15 protein-coding genes and 1 tRNA gene are annotated in these 17,684 nt (G+C 70.6%); 6 read left to right on the top strand and 10 right to left on the bottom strand.

The genetic code is table 11. The annotated features are described in order from the left end of the window. The first annotated feature begins 888 nt into the window (after window positions 1-888). The gene (locus BLS56_RS15415; RefSeq protein WP_091450826.1) at window positions 889-1,851 is read left to right on the top strand and encodes a 4-(cytidine 5'-diphospho)-2-C-methyl-D-erythritol kinase; all 963 of its coding nucleotides are present in this window, start codon (window positions 889-891) and stop codon (window positions 1,849-1,851) included. 68 nt (window positions 1,852-1,919) lie between these two features. On the opposite strand, the gene BLS56_RS15410 is transcribed toward BLS56_RS15415, so the two are convergent. Together BLS56_RS15410 and BLS56_RS15405 are read right to left on the bottom strand one after the other, a co-directional pair. Next, entirely contained in the window at window positions 1,920-2,426 is a 507-nt protein-coding gene (locus BLS56_RS15410; protein WP_139190713.1) for a hypothetical protein, read from the bottom strand. Further along, complete coding sequence (locus BLS56_RS15405) at window positions 2,426-2,881, bottom strand: Panacea domain-containing protein (protein WP_091450823.1); 456 nt, start codon at window positions 2,879-2,881, stop codon at window positions 2,426-2,428. Before BLS56_RS15405 ends, BLS56_RS15410 begins: the two co-directional genes overlap by 1 nt. A 338-nt stretch (window positions 2,882-3,219) precedes the next feature. Between BLS56_RS15405 and BLS56_RS15400 the strand changes: the two genes are divergently transcribed. The 3 genes from BLS56_RS15400 to BLS56_RS31425 all read left to right on the top strand — a co-directional run bounded on the left by BLS56_RS15400 (window position 3,220) and on the right by BLS56_RS31425 (window position 8,096). Beyond that, window positions 3,220-4,992 (top strand): ABC-F family ATP-binding cassette domain-containing protein, encoded by a 1,773-nt coding sequence (locus BLS56_RS15400; protein ID WP_091450821.1) that lies wholly within the window; start codon window positions 3,220-3,222, stop codon window positions 4,990-4,992. Between the two features lie 21 nt (window positions 4,993-5,013). Further along, window positions 5,014-6,684: a fatty acyl-AMP ligase gene (locus BLS56_RS15395; protein WP_091450820.1), complete on the top strand. Its 1,671-nt coding sequence runs from the start codon at window positions 5,014-5,016 to the stop codon at window positions 6,682-6,684. Between the two features lie 197 nt (window positions 6,685-6,881). Beyond that, a complete protein-coding gene (locus BLS56_RS31425) occupies window positions 6,882-8,096 on the top strand; it encodes a hypothetical protein (protein ID WP_175482840.1) in 1,215 nt (404 codons plus the stop codon). Window positions 8,097-8,264: 168 nt separating this feature from the next. Here BLS56_RS31425 and BLS56_RS15380 read toward each other — a convergent pair whose 3' ends face one another. The 8 genes from BLS56_RS15380 to BLS56_RS15345 all read right to left on the bottom strand — a co-directional run bounded on the left by BLS56_RS15380 (window position 8,265) and on the right by BLS56_RS15345 (window position 15,613). Continuing rightward, window positions 8,265-8,780 carry a DivIVA domain-containing protein gene (locus BLS56_RS15380; RefSeq protein WP_091450816.1) on the bottom strand — a complete coding sequence of 172 codons (516 nt, stop codon included), beginning with the start codon at window positions 8,778-8,780 and terminating at the stop codon, window positions 8,265-8,267. Further along, entirely contained in the window at window positions 8,777-9,643 is an 867-nt protein-coding gene (locus tag BLS56_RS32295; RefSeq protein WP_091450814.1) for a DivIVA domain-containing protein, read from the bottom strand. The genes BLS56_RS15380 and BLS56_RS32295 overlap by 4 nt, the downstream gene beginning before the upstream one ends. A 17-nt stretch (window positions 9,644-9,660) precedes the next feature. Beyond that, on the bottom strand, window positions 9,661-10,245 hold the full coding sequence (gene pth / locus BLS56_RS15370) for an aminoacyl-tRNA hydrolase (protein WP_091450812.1): 585 nt from the start codon (window positions 10,243-10,245) through the stop codon (window positions 9,661-9,663). An 82-nt stretch (window positions 10,246-10,327) separates the two neighbouring features. After that, on the bottom strand, window positions 10,328-10,945 hold the full coding sequence (locus tag BLS56_RS15365; RefSeq protein WP_091450811.1) for a 50S ribosomal protein L25/general stress protein Ctc: 618 nt from the start codon (window positions 10,943-10,945) through the stop codon (window positions 10,328-10,330). A 222-nt stretch (window positions 10,946-11,167) separates the two neighbouring features. Further along, window positions 11,168-12,148, bottom strand: coding sequence for a ribose-phosphate diphosphokinase (locus BLS56_RS15360; RefSeq protein WP_091450809.1), 981 nt, complete (start codon window positions 12,146-12,148; stop codon window positions 11,168-11,170). After that, a complete protein-coding gene (gene glmU, locus BLS56_RS15355) occupies window positions 12,145-13,653 on the bottom strand; it encodes a bifunctional UDP-N-acetylglucosamine diphosphorylase/glucosamine-1-phosphate N-acetyltransferase GlmU (RefSeq protein ID WP_091450807.1) in 1,509 nt (502 codons plus the stop codon). The genes BLS56_RS15360 and glmU overlap by 4 nt, the downstream gene beginning before the upstream one ends. An 85-nt stretch (window positions 13,654-13,738) precedes the next feature. Beyond that, window positions 13,739-15,490 carry a GGDEF domain-containing protein gene (locus BLS56_RS15350; RefSeq protein ID WP_091450805.1) on the bottom strand — a complete coding sequence of 584 codons (1,752 nt, stop codon included), beginning with the start codon at window positions 15,488-15,490 and terminating at the stop codon, window positions 13,739-13,741. A 52-nt stretch (window positions 15,491-15,542) separates the two neighbouring features. Next, window positions 15,543-15,613 (bottom strand) — tRNA-Gln (locus BLS56_RS15345). Between the two features lie 319 nt (window positions 15,614-15,932). Between BLS56_RS15345 and BLS56_RS15340 the strand changes: the two genes are divergently transcribed. Further along, the gene (locus tag BLS56_RS15340; RefSeq protein ID WP_091450804.1) at window positions 15,933-16,880 is read left to right on the top strand and encodes an acyl-CoA desaturase; all 948 of its coding nucleotides are present in this window, start codon (window positions 15,933-15,935) and stop codon (window positions 16,878-16,880) included. Between the two features lie 111 nt (window positions 16,881-16,991). Next, the gene (locus BLS56_RS15335) at window positions 16,992-17,600 is read left to right on the top strand and encodes a TetR/AcrR family transcriptional regulator (protein WP_091450924.1); all 609 of its coding nucleotides are present in this window, start codon (window positions 16,992-16,994) and stop codon (window positions 17,598-17,600) included. The last annotated feature ends 84 nt before the right edge of the window (window positions 17,601-17,684 follow it).

Below are 17,684 nucleotides of genomic sequence, written 5' to 3'. Positions count from 1 at the left end.
CCCCCGCGATGACCTGGGCCGATAGACTGGAGCAGGGCTGGCCCCCCGGGCCAGGGTTCCGTCAAAGTCGATCAGCCCCATGGGCCGGGTCCTCCGGGTCGGGAAGACAGCATCGCGAACGCCTTGAGTGGCGGCCGCAGCCGGAACAACCCCACGTGCGAGGAAAGACGACCTCTCGCACGATCGCGGCCAGTCGCACCAGGGAACACCCCGGCGTGCGCGGGAAAGACACTCCTCGACCCTGCGGTTCATGAACCAGAACGGTGTCCTGTGCTCACGTTCAGTCGAGCGCGGAGTCTGTGGACCGGCCCGCCGCACGTGCCGGAGAGAGGTCGGGAAGTCTCCCCGCCGTTCGATCACGCCCCGGTTCCGGCCGACGCTCACCGGCAACACACCACACCGAGACGGCGAACACCACCACCCCCCACCACCGAAGCCATCGCAGTCGAGATTCGAGCAGCATCCTGACCTGCCCAAACCCGACTTCGACGGAGCCCTGGGCCCCAGGGCGGGTGGGGTTTGTTGTGGGGCTGTGGGGCGGCGAAAAAGAAGGAGCTGTTGGAGCGAGATTGGGCGGTGCCGCGCCTGCTCGATGCGGTTGCGCACCCGAACCGCCGCCCGTCACATCGGTAGCCGCTGGCAGGCACCCCCTCACGCGCAACCTGCTGACCGGCGGCCACGCTCGCCAGGTGCTCGATGGGGTGGAGTGGTTTCTTCGGGGGAGAAGGAAGATCGCTAAGCTGGCCGCGCGTGTGATGCCGCAGGCTTCCCACGCTCTTTCACACGGGCGATCTTCCTTCGTAGGGGCCCCGGAGAAACCACTCCACCCGATCAAGCCCACCCACCCCACGCATCCAGGTGCCATCAGAGCGCCCGTAGGCTGGTCAGGTGCTCGCTGTCGTGCCTGCCCCGGTGACCGTTCGTGTGCCGTCCAAGGTGAACCTGCACCTCGCCGTCGGCGACGTGCGCCCGGACGGCTATCACGAGCTGTCCACCGTCTTCCAGGCGCTGTCGCTGACCGATGAGGTCACGGTGGCCGTCGCGGACGAGCCGGGTGTCGAGGTGCACGGCGAGGGCGCCGACGCGGTGCCCACCGGGGCGAGCAACCTGGCTTGGCGCGCGGTGCAGGAGTTGGCCCGGCACGTGGGCCGCGACGCGGACGAACCCAAGGTCCGCATCGTCATCCGCAAGGGCATCCCCGTCGCGGGCGGTATGGCCGGGGGCAGCGCGGACGCGGCCGCGACGCTGGTGGGGTTGGCTTCGCTGTGGCGGTTGGACATCGGCCGTGACGAGCTGGCGCAGGTGGCGGGGCGGTTGGGCAGCGATGTGCCATTCGTGCTGCATGGTGGCACCGCGTTGGGCACTGGCCGGGGTGAGCAGCTGGTTCCGGTGCTGGCCCGGCACACCTACCACTGGGTCCTGGCCTTCGACCGGCGCGGGCTGTCGACGCCCAAGGTCTACACCGAGCTTGACCGGCTCCGCGCCGAAGGCGACCCGCCGCGCATCGGCGAGGTCGAGCCCCTGCTCGCGGCCCTGGCCTCCGGCGACCCCCGGCAGCTTGCCCTGCTGTTGGGCAACGACTTGCAGCCCGCAGCCGTGTCGCTGCGCCCGGGTCTGCGCCGCACCCTGCGCGCGGGCGTCACCGCTGGCGCGCTCGCGGGCATCGTCTCCGGGTCGGGCCCCACCTGCGCGTTCCTCTGCGAAGACGGCGACGCGGCGCTGCGGGTGGCCGCCGAACTGTCCGGCGCGGGCGTCTGCCGCACCGTCCGCGTTGCCCACGGCCCCGTCCCCGGCGCCCGCGTCGTCGGCGACGACACTCCCCGTTCGGCGCCGCCCGAGGCGCACGCTTAGCAGGCAGTGGGTGCGCTAGCAGGCGAGTCGGTCGGTACCCAGCCACTTGAGTTCGCCACTGGTTGACCTCAGCGCTCCCTTGACGGGCAGATCTGGTGGGCCGCGTCCCACCACAGGGGGTAGAAGATGTGATGCCCTCCGACGAACACTCCCCACAGCCGCTCGAGACTTCCCAGCCGAAATCGGAATAGCTCTGGGTGGTCGTCAAGGTCGAGAGTCGTCAGGCGATCTTGAGCGGACTTGATCAGGTGTTCAACGGGGATCGACTTGTGCTTCGGCCCCCTGCGCGAGTTTCCACCGGTCAGTTGGGCCCAGATTTCCGCCCAAGTGAGTTTTTCCATCTCCTGCAGAAACGCCATGATCTTGATCAAACCGCCGCGATCTTCGGGCCAGCCACCCCAGGGGAGGCTGTTGTCGTCGTCGATCAGCGACAAACCCCAAGCTGGTTTCCGGTTCGCGACGGTGGGATCGTCGGGGCCGGGAACCACGCCGTGCAGCTTTCTCGGCACTCGTCGGGTGAGCACCTCGGCGGGAAGGGCCGCGACGGGAACCCTTCGTTGCTTCTTGTTGCCCACTAGACCAAGTCGGCCTCGCTGGAAGATGCCACCGCGCTGTAGTACTCCTGCATGGCGTCCGTGGAGATGAGGCGTCTGCTTCGTTCCGTGGGGCCGAGGCCCGCGCGGGCGGCGATCCACGGTTGCTCGCGATGCGTTAAATCGCTCAACTGCTGTGCGGAGTACTTGCCGTAGGCGTTCACAACACCGTCGACGGTCTCTTGTTCGCTGGGGGACAAACGTGTCGAGTTCCCGTCCGGCCAGTTCGTGAGGGTGTATTGCCCTTGATGCCGCCGGTACAGATCAGGGACGACCGGGCCGTTGGCCCACGCTTCTATCGGCTGGTCGAAGAGCGGCCGCTCGTCCCAGACGAGGTGCCAGGCCTGGCTGTAGTAGACCAACTTCTGCAGCTTCATCGCTGACATGGGGCCTGCCTGCCGCAGTATGTACGCCGCCACATCGTTCACATTCGCCATGGGCCGACACCTCCTTCGTTTGGTTCGCAGGCCATCCGCGACGTCGGCTTGGTCACGGATGTTCCAGGTACAGCATGACAGATCGACAACTGAGCGCCGCTCGTGGAGAACGGTGACCAGTCGACAACGCCAGATGTGAACACATGTTCGATGATAGCCCGCTGATGTGCGGTTTTGTAGACCCGATGGGGTGAAGCTGGGACGGAAACCGCCTAGGGCTTCTCCGGGGTGGCTCCCTCCGTGCTTCTGGGCGCGGTCCCTCTGCCTAGGCTCTACTCACGGATCACCAGCGGCTGGTTGCGCGGGTGACTTCACCATCTCAACGAAAGTGCGGGTAGATGGCCAACCTGGTCAACCTGGAGAACGTCAGCAAGAGCTACGGCGTGCGCCCGTTGCTGGACCAGGTGTCCCTGGGCGTCGGGGAAGGCGACCGGATCGGGGTGGTCGGGCTCAACGGTGGGGGCAAGACCACGCTGTTGGAGGTGTTGGCTGGGATCGAGGCCGCGGACAGCGGGCGGGTCAGCCGGAACCGGGACCTGCGGATGGCCGTGGTCACCCAGCGCACCGAGCTGCCCAAGGGGTCGACCGCGCGGCACGCGGTGTTGGACCCGCTGGGGATCACCGAGGAGCACCAGTGGGCGGCCGACGCGCGGGCGCGGTCGATCTTGGAGGGCCTGGAGATCATCAACCTGGGCCTGGACAACCCGGTCGACACGATGTCCGGTGGCGAGCGGCGGCGGGTCGCGCTGGCGGCGGCGCTGGTGCAGGAACTCGACCTCGTGGTGTTGGACGAGCCGACCAACCATCTCGACGTCGAGGGGGTGCGGTGGCTGGCCGACCACCTGCTCGCCAGCGGCACCGCGCTGGTGGTCGTGACGCACGACCGGTGGTTCCTCGACACGGTGTGCACCCGCACGTGGGAGGTCGTGGGCGGCCGGGTCGAGCAGTACGAGGGCGGTTACGCGGACTGGATCTACGCCCGCGCCGAGCGGGGGCGGCTGGCGGACACGCTGGAGGAGAAGCGGCGGAACCTGGCGCGCAAGGAACTCGCGTGGCTGCGGCGCGGCGCCCCGGCGCGGACGTCGAAGCCCCGGTACCGGATCGAGGCCGCGGAGGCGCTGATCTCCGATGTTCCGCCGCCGCGGGACAACGTGGAGCTGGTGGCGTTCGCCAAGCGCAGGCTGGGCAAGACCGTCCTCGAACTGGAGGACGTGTCGGTCTCCGCAGGGGACAAGCCGATCCTCGACCACGAGACGTGGCGCATCGGCCCGGGGGACCGGGTGGGCCTGGTCGGGGTCAACGGGTCGGGCAAGACCACGGTGCTCCGGTTGCTCGCAGGCGACACCGAACCGGCGAGCGGCAAACGGGTGCAGGGGCAGACGGTGCGGCTGGCGCACCTGACCCAGGAACTCCAGGAGCTGCCCGCCGAGCAGCGGCTGCTGGAGGCCGTCGAGGAAGTCGCGCGCCGGGTCACCCTCGGCAAGCAGGAGCTGTCCGCGTCGCAGCTCGCCGAGCGGTTCGGGTTCCCGGCGAACCGGCAGTGGACGCCGATCGGCGACCTGTCCGGCGGTGAGCGCCGCCGGTTGCAGCTTGCCCGGCTGCTGATGGCCGAGCCGAACGTCCTGCTGCTCGACGAGCCGACGAACGACCTGGACATCGACACCCTCCAGCAGCTGGAGGACCTGCTCGACTCCTGGCCGGGCACCATCGTCGTGGTCTCCCACGACCGGTACCTGGTCGAGCGGGTGTGCGACCGGGTGGTGGCGCTGTTCGGCGACGGCAAGGTCACCCACCTCGTCGGCGGCATCGAGGAGTACCTGACCCGGCGGACGGCCGCGCTGGCCGCCGCCGTCCCGGCCGCCAAGCCCGCCCGGCCTGCCGAGAGCAAAGGAAGCGCTGCCGAGCGACGGGCCGCGCAGAAGGAGCTGGCCCGGCTCGAACGCCAATTCGAGACCCTGGGCAAGAAGGAGGCGCGGCTGCACGCCGCGCTCGCCGAGGCGGCCACCGACCCGGAGAAGCTGCTCGAACTGGACGCGCAGCTGCGCGAAGTCGTCGCGGAGAAGGAAGAAATCGAGCTCAAGTGGCTCGAAGCAGCCGATAGCGCGGAGTAACCCTGATCTAGGCTGGGAAGCATGAGCCGCTTTGTCGACATGCTGTTGGACACCGCGCGCACCCGCGGGCAGGAGCGGGGGATCACCACCGGTGAGCCCGCCGCGCCCGTGCGCCACACCTGGGCGCGGGTCCACGAGCGGGCGACGCGGATGGCCGGTTCCCTGATCGCGGGCGGCTTGGCCAAGCACGGCGCGGTCGCGGTGCTCGCCGCGGAGCCGGTGACGATCGCCCCCGCGGTGCAGGCGGTGTGGCTGGCCGGTGGCAGCGTCACCATGCTGCACCAGCCGACCCCGCGCACCGACCTGGCCGAGTGGGCGCGGGACACCGTCCGGGTGCTTGCCATGATCGGCTCGAAGCTGGTGCTGCTCGGCGCGCCGTTCGACCAGCTCGCGCCGGTGCTGGAGCAGAACGGCATCGCTTACCTGAACCTGAGCGGCCTCGCCGACGGTGAGCCGGTCGCCGACGTGGTCGAGGTCGGCGAGGAAGCGCCCGCGCTGCTACAGCTCACCAGCGGTTCGACGGCCGAGCCCAAGGCCGTGCGGATCACCCACGGCAACCTGTTCGCGAACATGACCGCGATGACCGAGGCGTCCGAGCTGGACGTGGACAACGACATCATGGTGTCCTGGCTGCCGCTGTTCCACGACATGGGCATGGTCGGCTTCCTTACCGTGCCGATGACGGTCGGCTTGGAGCTGGTCAAGGTCACCCCGGTCGAGTTCCTCACCGGCCCGCTGCTGTGGGCGGAGCTGATCTCCCGCTACCGGGCCACGATCACCGCGGCCCCGAACTTCGCCTACGCCCTGCTCGGCCGCCGGCTGTCCGGAGTGGACGACGAGGGCAAGTACGACCTGTCGACGCTTCGGTTGGCGCTCAACGGAGCCGAGCCCATCGACGAGAAGGCCGTCCGCCTGTTCACCGAAGCGGGCGCCCGGTTCGGGATGCGCCCGGAGTGCGTGTTCCCGGCCTACGGCATGGCCGAGACGACGCTGGCCGTGTCGTTCGCGCCGCTGCTCTCAGGCCTGCGCCTGGACCGGATCGACGCGGACAAGCTGGAGTCGGAGAACCTGGCCGTGCCGTCGGACAGCCCCTCGGCGCGGTCTTTCGCGTTGCTGGGCAGGCCGTTGCGCGGCATCGAGGAGCGCATCGTCGCCGAGGGCGGGCGGGTGCTCGGTGAGCGCGAGGTCGGTGAGATCCAGTTGCGCGGCGCGGCGGTGACCCCGGGCTACCTCACCGTGAACGGCCCCGTCGCCACCCAGGACGCCGATGGCTGGCTCGCCACCGGCGACATCGGGTACACAGTGGACGGTGAGATCGTCATCTGCGGCAGGCAGAAGGACGTCATCATCCTCGCGGGCCGCAACATCTACCCCACCGACATCGAGCGCGCAGCGTCCACTGTGGAGGGTGTGCGCGCTGGCAACGCGGTCGCCGTGCGCATCGACGCTGGCAGCCGCCGCGAGCGCTTCGCGGTCGTGGTCGAATCCAAGCTCGCTGGCGACACCGACGCGGAACGGGTGCTGCGCAAGGAAGTCGGCACCCGCGTGTTCGAGGCGGTCAACGCCCGCCCGGTCGCGGTGATCGTGCTCAAGCCCGGCACGCTCCCCAAAACCCCCTCGGGCAAGCTCCGCAGGGCCGCCGCGGGCGAGCAGCTCGCCGCGGCCATCCACGCCCGCGAGACCGCGGACTGAGTCCGCCGATCCGGTATTCGGCTGCTTCTTCATTCGATCGTCAGGGTTGACACCCACCTTCGGTGATCTTCGGATGATCGTTTTCCGCCGATCGGCGCAGTATCGGCGGGGCCATCCGGCGGTAGCCCATTGAGGGCAAAAGCACTTGCCTGCTTGGTCCCCACGACGCTGGACGACAGTGGAAGGAGCACGACATCGTGCATCGCACTCGACGGTCGCTCGCCACGGCAGGCGCTGCCGTGCTGGGCCTGATGACTCTGGGCGCCACCCCCGCGCAGGCTGCGGCCGCGCCGAAGGTGACAGTGATCGACAAGGGCGGCCAGAAGACGTTCCGCCTGGCCCCGAACACCAAGGAGGTGACCGTCTACCTCTGGGGCGCGGGTGGCGGCGGCGCGGGCGGCGGCGGTGGCGCCAGTGGCGGTGGCGGCGGTGGTGGCGCGAACGGCGCCTGGGGCGGCCACACCGGTGGTGGTGGCGGCGGTGGCGGCCAGGGTGGCGGCGGCGCGGCCGGTGGTAGCGGCGGCGGCTCTGGCTCGTTCATCGCGTGCACCTTCACCGTGGACCCGAAGATGTCGAGGATGGCTGATCTGGACATCTCCAGCGGGCTCCGCGGCGGCAAGGAAGGTGCCCAGCGCAGGGGTGGCGCGGGCGGCAGGGGCGGTGGTTCCACCTGGGGCGGCGGTCTTGACGGCGCTCCAGGCACCGACGGCCGCGGCGCCTACGGCGGTGAGGGCAGCCAAGAAGCCAGGACCACCACCACGGTGATCAGCTTCGCCTCCGGGCAGGAGGCGCGGGTGGTCGACGGATTGAGCAGCCCGAATCCGGGCAGGCCCGGCTTCGGCGGCAGTGCAGGCGGCGGTGGCTATTACGGCGGCGGCTCGGCCAAGGGCGGAGCCGAAGGTGAAGGCAAGGGGCAGGCAGGCGTCGCACGCGCCGGTGGCGGCGGCGGTGAGAACGCCGCTGGCGGCGGCTGTGTCAAGGGCACGGAGATCGCGCGGCAGGACGGCAACCCCGGTGGCAAGGGTGGGGAGGCCACCGCCGCCGCGCTCGCCGCGGGTGGCGGCACGGACGGCCAAGACGCCTGCGACCCCAGCAAGGTCACGTGGGCGCCTGGTGGTGGCGGCGGCGCGGGCGGCAAGGGCGGCGCGGGCGGCCCGGGTGGGGCCGCGGTCAGCTTCACGATCGGGTCCACCACGTACGCCTATGGCGCGGGCGGCAGCGGCGGCAGCGGCGGCGACGGTGGTGCGGGCGGCGCGGGCGGCCTCGGCGGGAGCGGTGGCACCAGCTTCTCCAACCGCGACTGCGTCCTCGATCGGCACGGCGAATCCGGAGAGACCGGTGGCAGCGGCACCGCGGGAGGCAGGGGCGAGAACGGCAAGCGTGGGGCTGTTGTCATAGTGGAAAAGCCATAGTGGGAAAGCCATAGTGGAAAGCCCCTGAGCCGTGGCGCGAGACCGGGAAACGGCCCCGGAGCCCCGAGCGAGATCCCTCGGCGGCTCCGGGGCCTCTCAAGTGACACCCCGCCGACGTCTGCGGCGAACTTGCGCGCCACGGCAAGACAGCGCTGCCGAATTCCTGGCTCAGGCGACGTCAGAAGACGAATGCTCTGGTTCCGCGAGCCAACTCGCCGCAGCGGCCAGGAAATCGTCCACAGAGGACTCCCGGTAGCCGCGGCCTTCCGGTGGTGGGGCGGCGAAGACCACCTCGGTGACCTCGGCCGCGGTGAGCGGGTCCGCGCCGCGCAGGGCCGCGTGGATTCGGGTGACGAAGGCGTCCACCTCGTCGGCCGCGTAGCCGCGTCGGTCCGGCGGGGCGGGTGGGAAGCGCGGGTGGTCGGCGGGGTCGGGGCGAGGGGCGCCTGGGAGGGCGGCGGCGACCTCTTCCAGGAAGGCGTCGACGTCCGATGCCCGGTAGCCGTAGTGGCCGGGTGGGGACTCGGCGAAGACGACGTCCCACACGTCGGCCGGGGTCAGCGCGTCGCCGCCGCGCAGGGCGGCGGCGACGCGGGCGAGGAAGGCGTCCACCTGGCGTTCGTCGTAGCCGGGGCTGTCCGCTGGTCTGGCGAAGCGGACGGCGCGCACGTCCTCGGGGGTCACGGCGAGCGGCGGCGGCGCAGTTCGTCCACCCAGGCCGCGACGACGGTGTCGATCACGCCCGGGTGGTAGCCCTGGCCGTCGAACATGGTCCTGGCCAGCGGGGCGTTCGCGATCTGCTTGGCGGTGGGGCCGCCGTCCTTCTCGTAGGCGGCGCGGGTCAGCAGGTGCGCCAGGCGTTCGACGTCGACGGCGCGGTAGCCGCGTTCGTCCGCGGGCGCGGGCGGCAGCGGCAGGAACGGGACGGACGGGTCGATGATCTCGTGCGGCGCGGACGTCGACGCGGGCGCGGAGTGGCCGTTGCGGGCCGCCGGGGCCTGCTCGCCCGCGCCGGGAGCGGGCGCATGGCCGTTGGTCCTGGCGCCGTGCCCATTGGTGGCGCCGGGGCCAAGGACGAGGTCGGCCGGGGAGGTGAAGTCGGGGCTCGCGGGAGCGGCCGCTGGCTCCTGGGCGGCGGGCGGGGCGGGCTGGGAGATGTTCAGGGGGATGGCGGTGGCGGTCGGCGTGACCAGCGTCGGCGGGGTCTGTGGGGTCTGCTGGATCTGCGCGGGCTGCGCGGACACCGGCTTGCGCGGCGCGGCGATCGGCACCCGCTTGCCGATCTTGGCGCGCTCGCGGGCCTCCAGTTCCACGGCGATCGTGTCGAGGAACTCGTCCACCTGTTCCTCGTGGTAGCCGCGCTTGACCAGCGGGGCCGCGTCGAAGACGACTTCGCGGACCTCCTGCGCGGTCAGCGGCTCGCCGCCTGCCAGGGCGTCTTCGATCCGGTCGAGGAAGGCGTCCACCTGGTCTTCGTGGTAGCCCCGGCGGCCGAATGGGGCCTTGTCGAAGGTGACCTCGCGGACGACTTTCGGTGACAGCGGCATCGCGGGGCTCAGCTCCCTCAGCTCGGGTGGAAGGCGTTCTGGGCGGCCGTCAGACCCTGGCCCACCAGGGCCTCCACCGCGTCGGCGCAGCGGTCGATCTCGAAGGCCAACTCCTTGCGCTCCACTGGTGAGAAGTCGCGCAGCACGAAGTCGGCCGGGTCCATCCGACCCGGCGGGCGACCGATTCCGAAGCGCACCCGGTGGTACTCCTTGCTGCCCAGTGACTTGGTGATGGACCGAAGTCCATTGTGGCCATTCTCGCCGCCACCGAGCTTGAGCCGCACGGTCCCGAAGGGCAAATCCAACTCATCGTGTATCACCACGAGGTTTTCCTGGGGCGCCTTGTAGAACTTCGCGGCGCCCACGACCGGCCCGCCGGAGACGTTCATGTACGACCGGGGCTTGGCCAGCACCACCCGCACGCCCGCCAGCCTGCCCTCGACCACCTCCGCGCCCGCCTTGTGCGCCTTGAACTTGCCGCCGACGCGGGCGGCGAGCTCGTCGGCGACGAGGAAGCCGATGTTGTGCCGGTTGCCCGCGTACTTCGGCCCCGGGTTGCCCAGCCCCACGATGATCATGGGGGCGTCGTCGCTGCCTGCCATGTCCTGCGCTCCTGTCCAAACCGCCGGTGCCCCGGCCCAGTGTGAACTGGGCCGGGGCACCGGGGCGGATGTGTGCGAACTCTTAGCTTTCGCTCTGCGGCGCGTCCTCGACGACGCCCGCGCCCTCGATGTCGATCTCGGCCTCCATCTGCGCCGCGGTCGGCGCCGCGTTGACGGCGATGACCAGGGCGTCCGGGTCGGTCACCAGGACCGAGCCAGCGGGCAGGGCGACCTGCGAGGCGGTGATCTGGGTGCCCGTGTCGGCGCCCGCGATGGACAGCTCGACCTGGTCGGGGATGTTGAGGGCGTCGACCTCGACCTGCAGGGTGGTCAGGTCCTGGGTGACCAGGGTGCCCGACTTCGGGTCGCCGGTGATGACGATCGGCACCTCGACGGTGACCTTCTCGCCGCGCTTGACCAGCAGCAGGTCGACGTGCTCGATGTAGTTCTTGAGCGGGTGCGTGGTGACCGTCTTGGTCAGCGCGAGCTCGGCCCCGGTGTCGAAGTTCAGAGTCAGCACCGCGTTCTGGCCGTGCTCACGCACGACGCGGGCGAACTCCAGGGCGGGCAGGGCCAGGTGCTTGGGGTCGGAACCGTGTCCGTAGAGCACGGCGGGAATCTTGCCTGCACGACGGGTTCGGCGCGCTGCGCCCTTGCCGAACTCGGTGCGCTGTTCGGCGGCCAGACGTACCTCGGACACGGTGATGCTCTCCTTGCGATCAAAGTGCGGCGGGGGCGCGACTTCTCAGTCGGGGCGGCAGCCTAGGCAGGGGGCGCGGAGAGCGCGAGACGTACACGGTTCGCGATCCGCCACGTCGATCACGCCAGGCGCGATGCCCGCCTCGCCGAGGCAACTCGAATAGTTTACGCATGACCCGGGCGCGGGGCGAACCGGGGGTCTCCCGCGCCCGGGGTCAGCCGGTCAGGCGTCGCCGTCGAACAGCGAGGTGACCGAGCCGTCCTCGAAGACCTGCTGGATCGCGCGGGCCAGCAGCGGCGCGATCGAGAGCACCGTCATGCCCGGGAACCGCTTCTCGTCGGGGATGGGCAGCGTGTTGGTGAACACGACCTCCTTGGCCCCGCACGCCGAGAGCCGGTCCTTCGCGGGCCCGGACAGCACGCCGTGGGTGGCGGCCATGACCACGTCCGCCGCGCCCTCGTCCAGCAGCTGGTGGATGGCCTTGGCGATGGTGCCGCCGGTGTCGACCATGTCGTCGATGACCACGCACAGCCTGCCCTCGACCTCGCCGACGACGCGGTTGGCGACGACCTCGTTGGGCCGCAGCGGGTCGCGGGTCTTGTGGATGAACGCGATCGGCACGCCGCCGAGGTCGTCGGCCCACTTCTCGGCCAGCTTGGTGCGACCGGCGTCGGGGGAGACCACGGTGATGTTCGAGGCCGGGTAGTTGTCCTTGATGTACTTCGCCAGCAGGCTCTGGGCGAACAGGTGGTCGACCGGGCCGTCGAAGAAGCCCTGGATCTGCGCGGTGTGCAGGTCGACGGTCATGATCCGGTCCGCGCCTGCGGTCTTGAACAGGTCGGCGATCAGGCGCGCGGAGATCGGCTCGCGGCCCTTGTGCTTCTTGTCCTGCCGCGCGTACGGGTAGAACGGCATGATCACCGTGATCCGCTTGGCGCTGGCCCGCTTGAGCGCGTCGACCATGAGCAGCTGCTCCATGATCCACTGGTTGATCGGCGCGCACGCGCTCTGCATGACGAACGCGTCGCAGCCGCGCACCGACTCCTCGAACCGGACGAAGATCTCGCCGTTGGCGAAGTCGTAGGCCGACTGCGGGGTGATGCCGACGTTGAGGTGCTTGGACACCTCCTCGGCCAGCTCGGGGTGGGCGCGGCCGGAGAACAGCATCAGGCTCTTCTTGGGGGTGCCGGACTTGGTGGTCATGAACGTCCCTCGCTGGTTGACTCCGCGCTCTCGGCCTCGGCTGCCTGCCGGGCCCGCGCCTGTTCGGCCGCCTCCGCCGCGGGTGTCCCCGGACGTCGGCGCACCACCCAGTTCTCGATGTTGCGCTGCGGTCCCCCCGAGACCGCGAGCGCGCCGGGCGGCACGTTTCGCCGGATCACCGTGCCCGCGCCGCTGTAGGCGCCGTCACCGACGGTCACCGGAGCCACGAACATGTTGTCCGACCCGGTGCGCACGTGCGACCCGACGTGGGTGTGGTGCTTGTCGACGCCGTCGTAGTTGACGAACACGCTCGCCGCGCCGATGTTGCTGTGCTCGCCGATCGTCGCGTCGCCCACATAGGACAGATGCGGGACCTTCGAGCAGGCGCCGATGTCGGCGTTCTTGGTCTCCACGAAGGTGCCGATCTTGCCCTGGTCGCCCAGTTTGGTGCCGGGCCGCAGGTACGCGAACGGGCCGACGCTGGCGCGTTCGCCGATCCACGCCTGCGACCCGTGCGTGCGCACGACGGACGCGCCCGCGCCGACGGTGACGTCGGTCAGGGTGGTGTCCGGGCCGATCCGCGCGCCCTCGCCAGCCGCGGTCCGCCCGCGCAGCTGGGTGTTCGGCTCGATGTGCACGTCGCGGGAGAGCACGACGTCGGCCTCGATCCAGGTGGTGGTCGGGTCGAGGACGGTCACGCCCGCGCGCATCCAGTTCTCGACCACGCGCCGGTTCAGCTCAGCGCCGAGGCGGGCCAGCTGCACCCGGTCGTTGACGCCCTCGACCAGCCACGGGTCCGCGCAGACCCGCGCGCCGACGCGGCGGCCGTCGCCAGCGGCGATGCTGAGCACGTCGGTCAGGTACAGCTCGCCCTGGGCGTTGTCGGTGGACAGCCGGGACAGCCCGTCGAGCAGGACAGCGGCGTCGAAGGCGTAGACCCCGGAGTTGATCTCGGTGATGGCCCGCTGCGCCTCGGTGGCGTCCTTGTGCTCCACGATCGCGCTCACGGTCCCGCTCTCCGAGCGCACGATCCGGCCGTAGCCGGTCGGGTCGGCGACATGCGCGGTCAGGACCGTCACCGCGTTGCCGTTCTCCGCGTGGTCGTCCAGCAGCGCGGCCAGCGTGGCGGTGTCGAGCAGCGGCACGTCGCCGTAGGTCACCAGGACCGTGCCGGTGAGCGCGCCCAGCCCGGCCAGTCCACAGGAGACGGCGTGGCCGGTGCCGTCCTGGGTCTCCTGCACCGCGACGGCGACCTCGCGGCCGAGGGTGGCCGCGACCTTCGCCAGGTGCGCGGCGACGGCGTCGCGGCCGTGGCCGACGACCACGACGAGGTGGTCGGGCTTGAGCCCGTCCGCGGCCCGCACGGCGTGCTCGACCAGCGGCCTGCCCGCCACCGGGTGCAGCACCTTCGGGGTGGCCGACCGCATCCGGGTGCCTTCGCCCGCGGCCAGGACGACCGTGGTGACCTGGCCCAGGCGTGCCCGGTCCGGGGTGGTTGCGGACATCGCACTCCCTAGCGTCGGCGTAACACTGAGAAGGCGCGGGTCGCTCCGGCAGGTAAACGGTGTCGACTCCGGCCGGGAGTCGATCCTACGTGGTCTCCGGCAGCACCCACGCCGGGTCGCCCGCGCGGGCGAGGGGCTCCTGGGCCTGCTCGGCCTGCCCGGGGCCGGGGCCGTCGGCCGCGGAGATCGCCACGATTCCGTTGCCGCCCCTGCGCTTCGCCTGGTACATCGCGGCGTCGGCGCGGGCCAGGGCGCGCACGGCGGTCTCCTGCGGGCGCAGCGACACCACCCCGATCGACAACGTCACACCGTGGGACAAGTCATGCGGCAGGGTCGCCACCGCGGTCACCGCGCGGTGCAGCGCGGCCTCGGCGTGCGAGAGCGGCGCGCCGGGCAGCAGCACGATGAACTCGTCGCCGCCGTAGCGGGCGACCATGTCGCTGCCGCGCAGCGCGTCGCGCAGCGTGCTCGCCACGACCCGCAGCACGTCGTCGCCCTCGGCGTGCGACATGCGGTCGTTGACGCCCTTGAACCCGTCGAGGTCGACCAGGGCGATGGCCAGCGGGTGGTTCGCCGGGGAGCCTGCCAGCGCCTCCAGCCGCTCGTCGAGGGCACGGCGGTTGGGCAGGCCGGTCAGCGGGTCCTGCAAGGCCTGGCGGGCGATCGCGCCGTGCATCCGGGACAGCCGCTCGTGCTCGCGGCGGGTGTTGAGCGTGGCGATGCGCGACTCGCGCATGTCCCACAGCTGCGCTTCGAGCTCGGTCGCGTAGTGCTCCAGGGCGCTGGTGGTGCGCTCGCCGCCCTCGGGGCCCGACAGCCGGGCGAACTCGCGGATCAGGCACAGCCGCAGGGTCGGCTCGGCCGCCTCGTGGTACATCCGCGACCGGGCGTCGCCGAGCACCGCGACCGCCTCTTCCTCGCGGCCCTCGTGCTCCAGGCAGCGGGCCAGGGCGATCGCGACGATCACCAGCTCACGCGGGTAGCGCAGCGACTCGCGCAGCCTGCACAGCCGGTCGATGTGGATCTCCGAGGGCTGCGCCAGGGCCAGCGCGGAGCCGATGACGGGGTTCTGGTCGGCCGCGGCGGAGTTCGGGTCGCGCGGGAACAGCGACTCCCGGAACGGCGCCTCGACGGCCACCGCGATCGCCGCGGCGGTGGCGAACCGCTCGGCGGCGCGCTCGTCCTCGCCGATGCGCTCCAGCCGCAGGCCCCAGCCGACCAGCAGGCGGGCGCGGTTGATCAGGTGCACCGAGATCAGGTGCGGGCCCCCGCTGGTCCGGATGCACTTGTGCGCCCGGGTCATCACCTGGTCGGCGACCTCGTAGACGCCGAGCTGGGTGAGCACGGTGCCGATGTCGAGCAGCGTCGAGGCCATGATCATGTCCCAGGTGCGCCCGCCGAGCATGACGTCCGGGGTGATGTCCTCGTCGAGCATGGCCAGCGCCACCGCGGCCTCGGTCAGCGCGGCGTCCTCCGCGCCCGCGAGCAGCAGCCGCCGCCCGCGCAGGGCGTGCGCGTCGGCCTGCAGCACGATCAGGCCGTGCCTGCGGGTGTGCGCGAGCAGCTCGTCCAGCAGCGGCTCGGCGGAGTCGGCGAGCTCGTTGTTGACCACCCGGACGGCGACCGCGGAGCGCAGCAGTTGGGCGACCATCCGGGGCTCGCCGCGGTGCTGGGCCTCGGCGAGCAGCCGGTCGACCTCGTCGGTGTGCCGGGCCCGGTCGGCTATCGGGCTGGTCTGGATGATCGCGAGCAGTTCCCGCGCGCGGCCGACCAGCCAGGCGTCGGAGCGTTCCTCCAACGCGGGCAGCTCGCCTTCGTCACGCTGCTCGTCGTCCACGTGCGCCGCTGTACCCCTTTGTGCTCGAGGCCGACCGGATGGCTGTCCGGTGCTCCGCCGCCAGGATTCGAACCTGAACCATTGGAACCAAAATCCAAGGTGCTGCCTTTACACCACGGCGGATCGAGAAGCGGTGTTTCGCTCTCGGTGGGGAACATCGTGGCACGACAGCGGTCAGGGGGGCACCAGTACCCGGACGATTGGTGCGCGCTCGCGTCCGATCGGGTGTAAGCGGGGTCACAGGAATCGCGACAGTGTTACCCAGCGGGTGCGGACGGGTGCGGTGCGTTCTTTGCCTGATCAACTGTCTGTTGGGGGAATGGCGCCCGGGCCCGGTGGGAAGCCCACTGGCGGGGTGCCGGGGTCAGTCCTTACGCTGTCGTAAGTTACGGCGCCGTAGGCGAGGCTCCCCTAAGGCGCGGGTGCGGAAAAGAGGTAGGACATGACGACGACCCTCGACGCGAAGGCGGGCGGGGCGCCCAAGGGCGGCAAGCCGCTCTTCGAGGGCAGGCGCAACCTGGCCACGCAGATCCTGGTCTACATCTTCATCCTGGTCCCGTTCGCGGCGCTGATCGCCGCCGTGCCCTTCGCCTGGGGGTGGGGGCTGGGCTGGGTCGACGTCGTGCTCGCGGTGTTCTTCTTCTACCTGTCCGGCCTCGGCGTCACCGTCGGCTACCACCGGCTGTTCACGCACGGCTCGTTCAAGGCCAAGCGCCCCCTGAAGATCGCCCTCGCGGTGATGGGCAGCATGGCCGTGCAGAGCCCGCCGGTCACCTGGGTCGCCGACCACCGCCGCCACCACGCCTTCTCCGACCGCGAGGGCGACCCGCACTCCCCATGGCTGTTCGGCACATCGCCGCTCGCGCTGGCCAAGGGCTTCTGGCACGCGCACATGGGCTGGATCTTCGACCACGACGTCACCAACAAGCAGCGGTTCGCCCCCGACCTGCTCGCCGACCGCGACATCGTCCGGGTGAACAAGCTCTTCGCCGTGTTCACCGGCCTGACCCTGATCCTGCCCGCTGTCCTGGGTGGACTGATCACCTGGTCGTGGTGGGGCGCGTTCACCGCGTTCTTCTGGGCGGGCCTGGTCCGCGTCGCCGTCCTGCACCACGTGACCTGGTCGACGAACTCGATCTGCCACATGATCGGCGAGCGCCCGTTCGCCAGCCGGGACAAGGCCGCGAACTTCTGGCCGCTGGCCATCCTCAGCTTCGGCGAGTCCTGGCACAACCTGCACCACGCCGACCCCACCTGCGCCCGCCACGGCGTCAAACGCGGCCAGGTCGACACCTCCGCCCGGCTGATCTGGATCTTCGAGAAGCTCGGCTGGGCGACCGACGTCCGCTGGCCCACCGAAGCGCGCTTGGCCAAACTCGCCGCCGAGTGAAAAGCCCTGGCCACTGGCCCTAGGTCCAGGGCCTAGGGTGGTTCGGTGGCGGGAAGACGACGCGGACGCGTCCCAGACGACCCCGAGGCGGCCCCGGTGGCGCGCGTGCGGATGACGGGCAAGGAGCGCAGACAGCAACTGCTGGACGTCGCCCGCGCGCTGTTCGCCGAAAAAGGCTTCGACGGCACGTCCATCGAGGAAATCGCGCACCGGGCCAACGTGAGCAAACCGGTGGTGTACGAGCACTTCGGCGGCAAGGAAGGCATCTACGCGGTCGTTGTGGACCGTGAGATGCAGGCCCTGCTGACCGGCATGACCCGCGCGCTGTCCGAGGACGCGCATCCCCGACTGCTGCTGGAGCGCGCGGCTGGGGCGCTGCTGGACTACATCGAGGGGTCCACGGACGGGTTCCGGATTCTGGTGCGGGACTCTCCGGTTGCCACGGCGACGGGGACGTTTTCCAGTCTGCTCAACGACATCGCGAGCCAGGTGGAGCACATTCTCGGAGTGCAGTTCGCCAAGCGCGGGTATGAGCCGAAGCTGGCTGCGCTCTACAGCCAGGCGCTGGTGGGGATGGTGGCGCTGACGGGGCAGTGGTGGCTGGAGGTGCGCAAGCCGAAGAAGAACGAGGTGGCGGCGCATCTGGTGAACCTGGCGTGGAATGGGCTGTCGGCCATGGAGGGAAAGCCTTCGCTGCGAGAGCGGCCCGGTTCTCGTTAGTCGCTGGGCTGGTTGCTTGCTGTTTGCTCGATGGGCTTCCGTGATTCGGAGTTTGGGTGGGTTTGCTCGATGGGGTGGACTGGG

This window comes from Actinokineospora iranica (assembly GCF_900101685.1).
Lineage (GTDB): Bacteria > Actinomycetota > Actinomycetes > Mycobacteriales > Pseudonocardiaceae > Actinokineospora > Actinokineospora iranica.
Note: the sequence above shows the minus strand (reverse complement) of the source record. Positions and strands in the feature narration are given on the sequence as shown.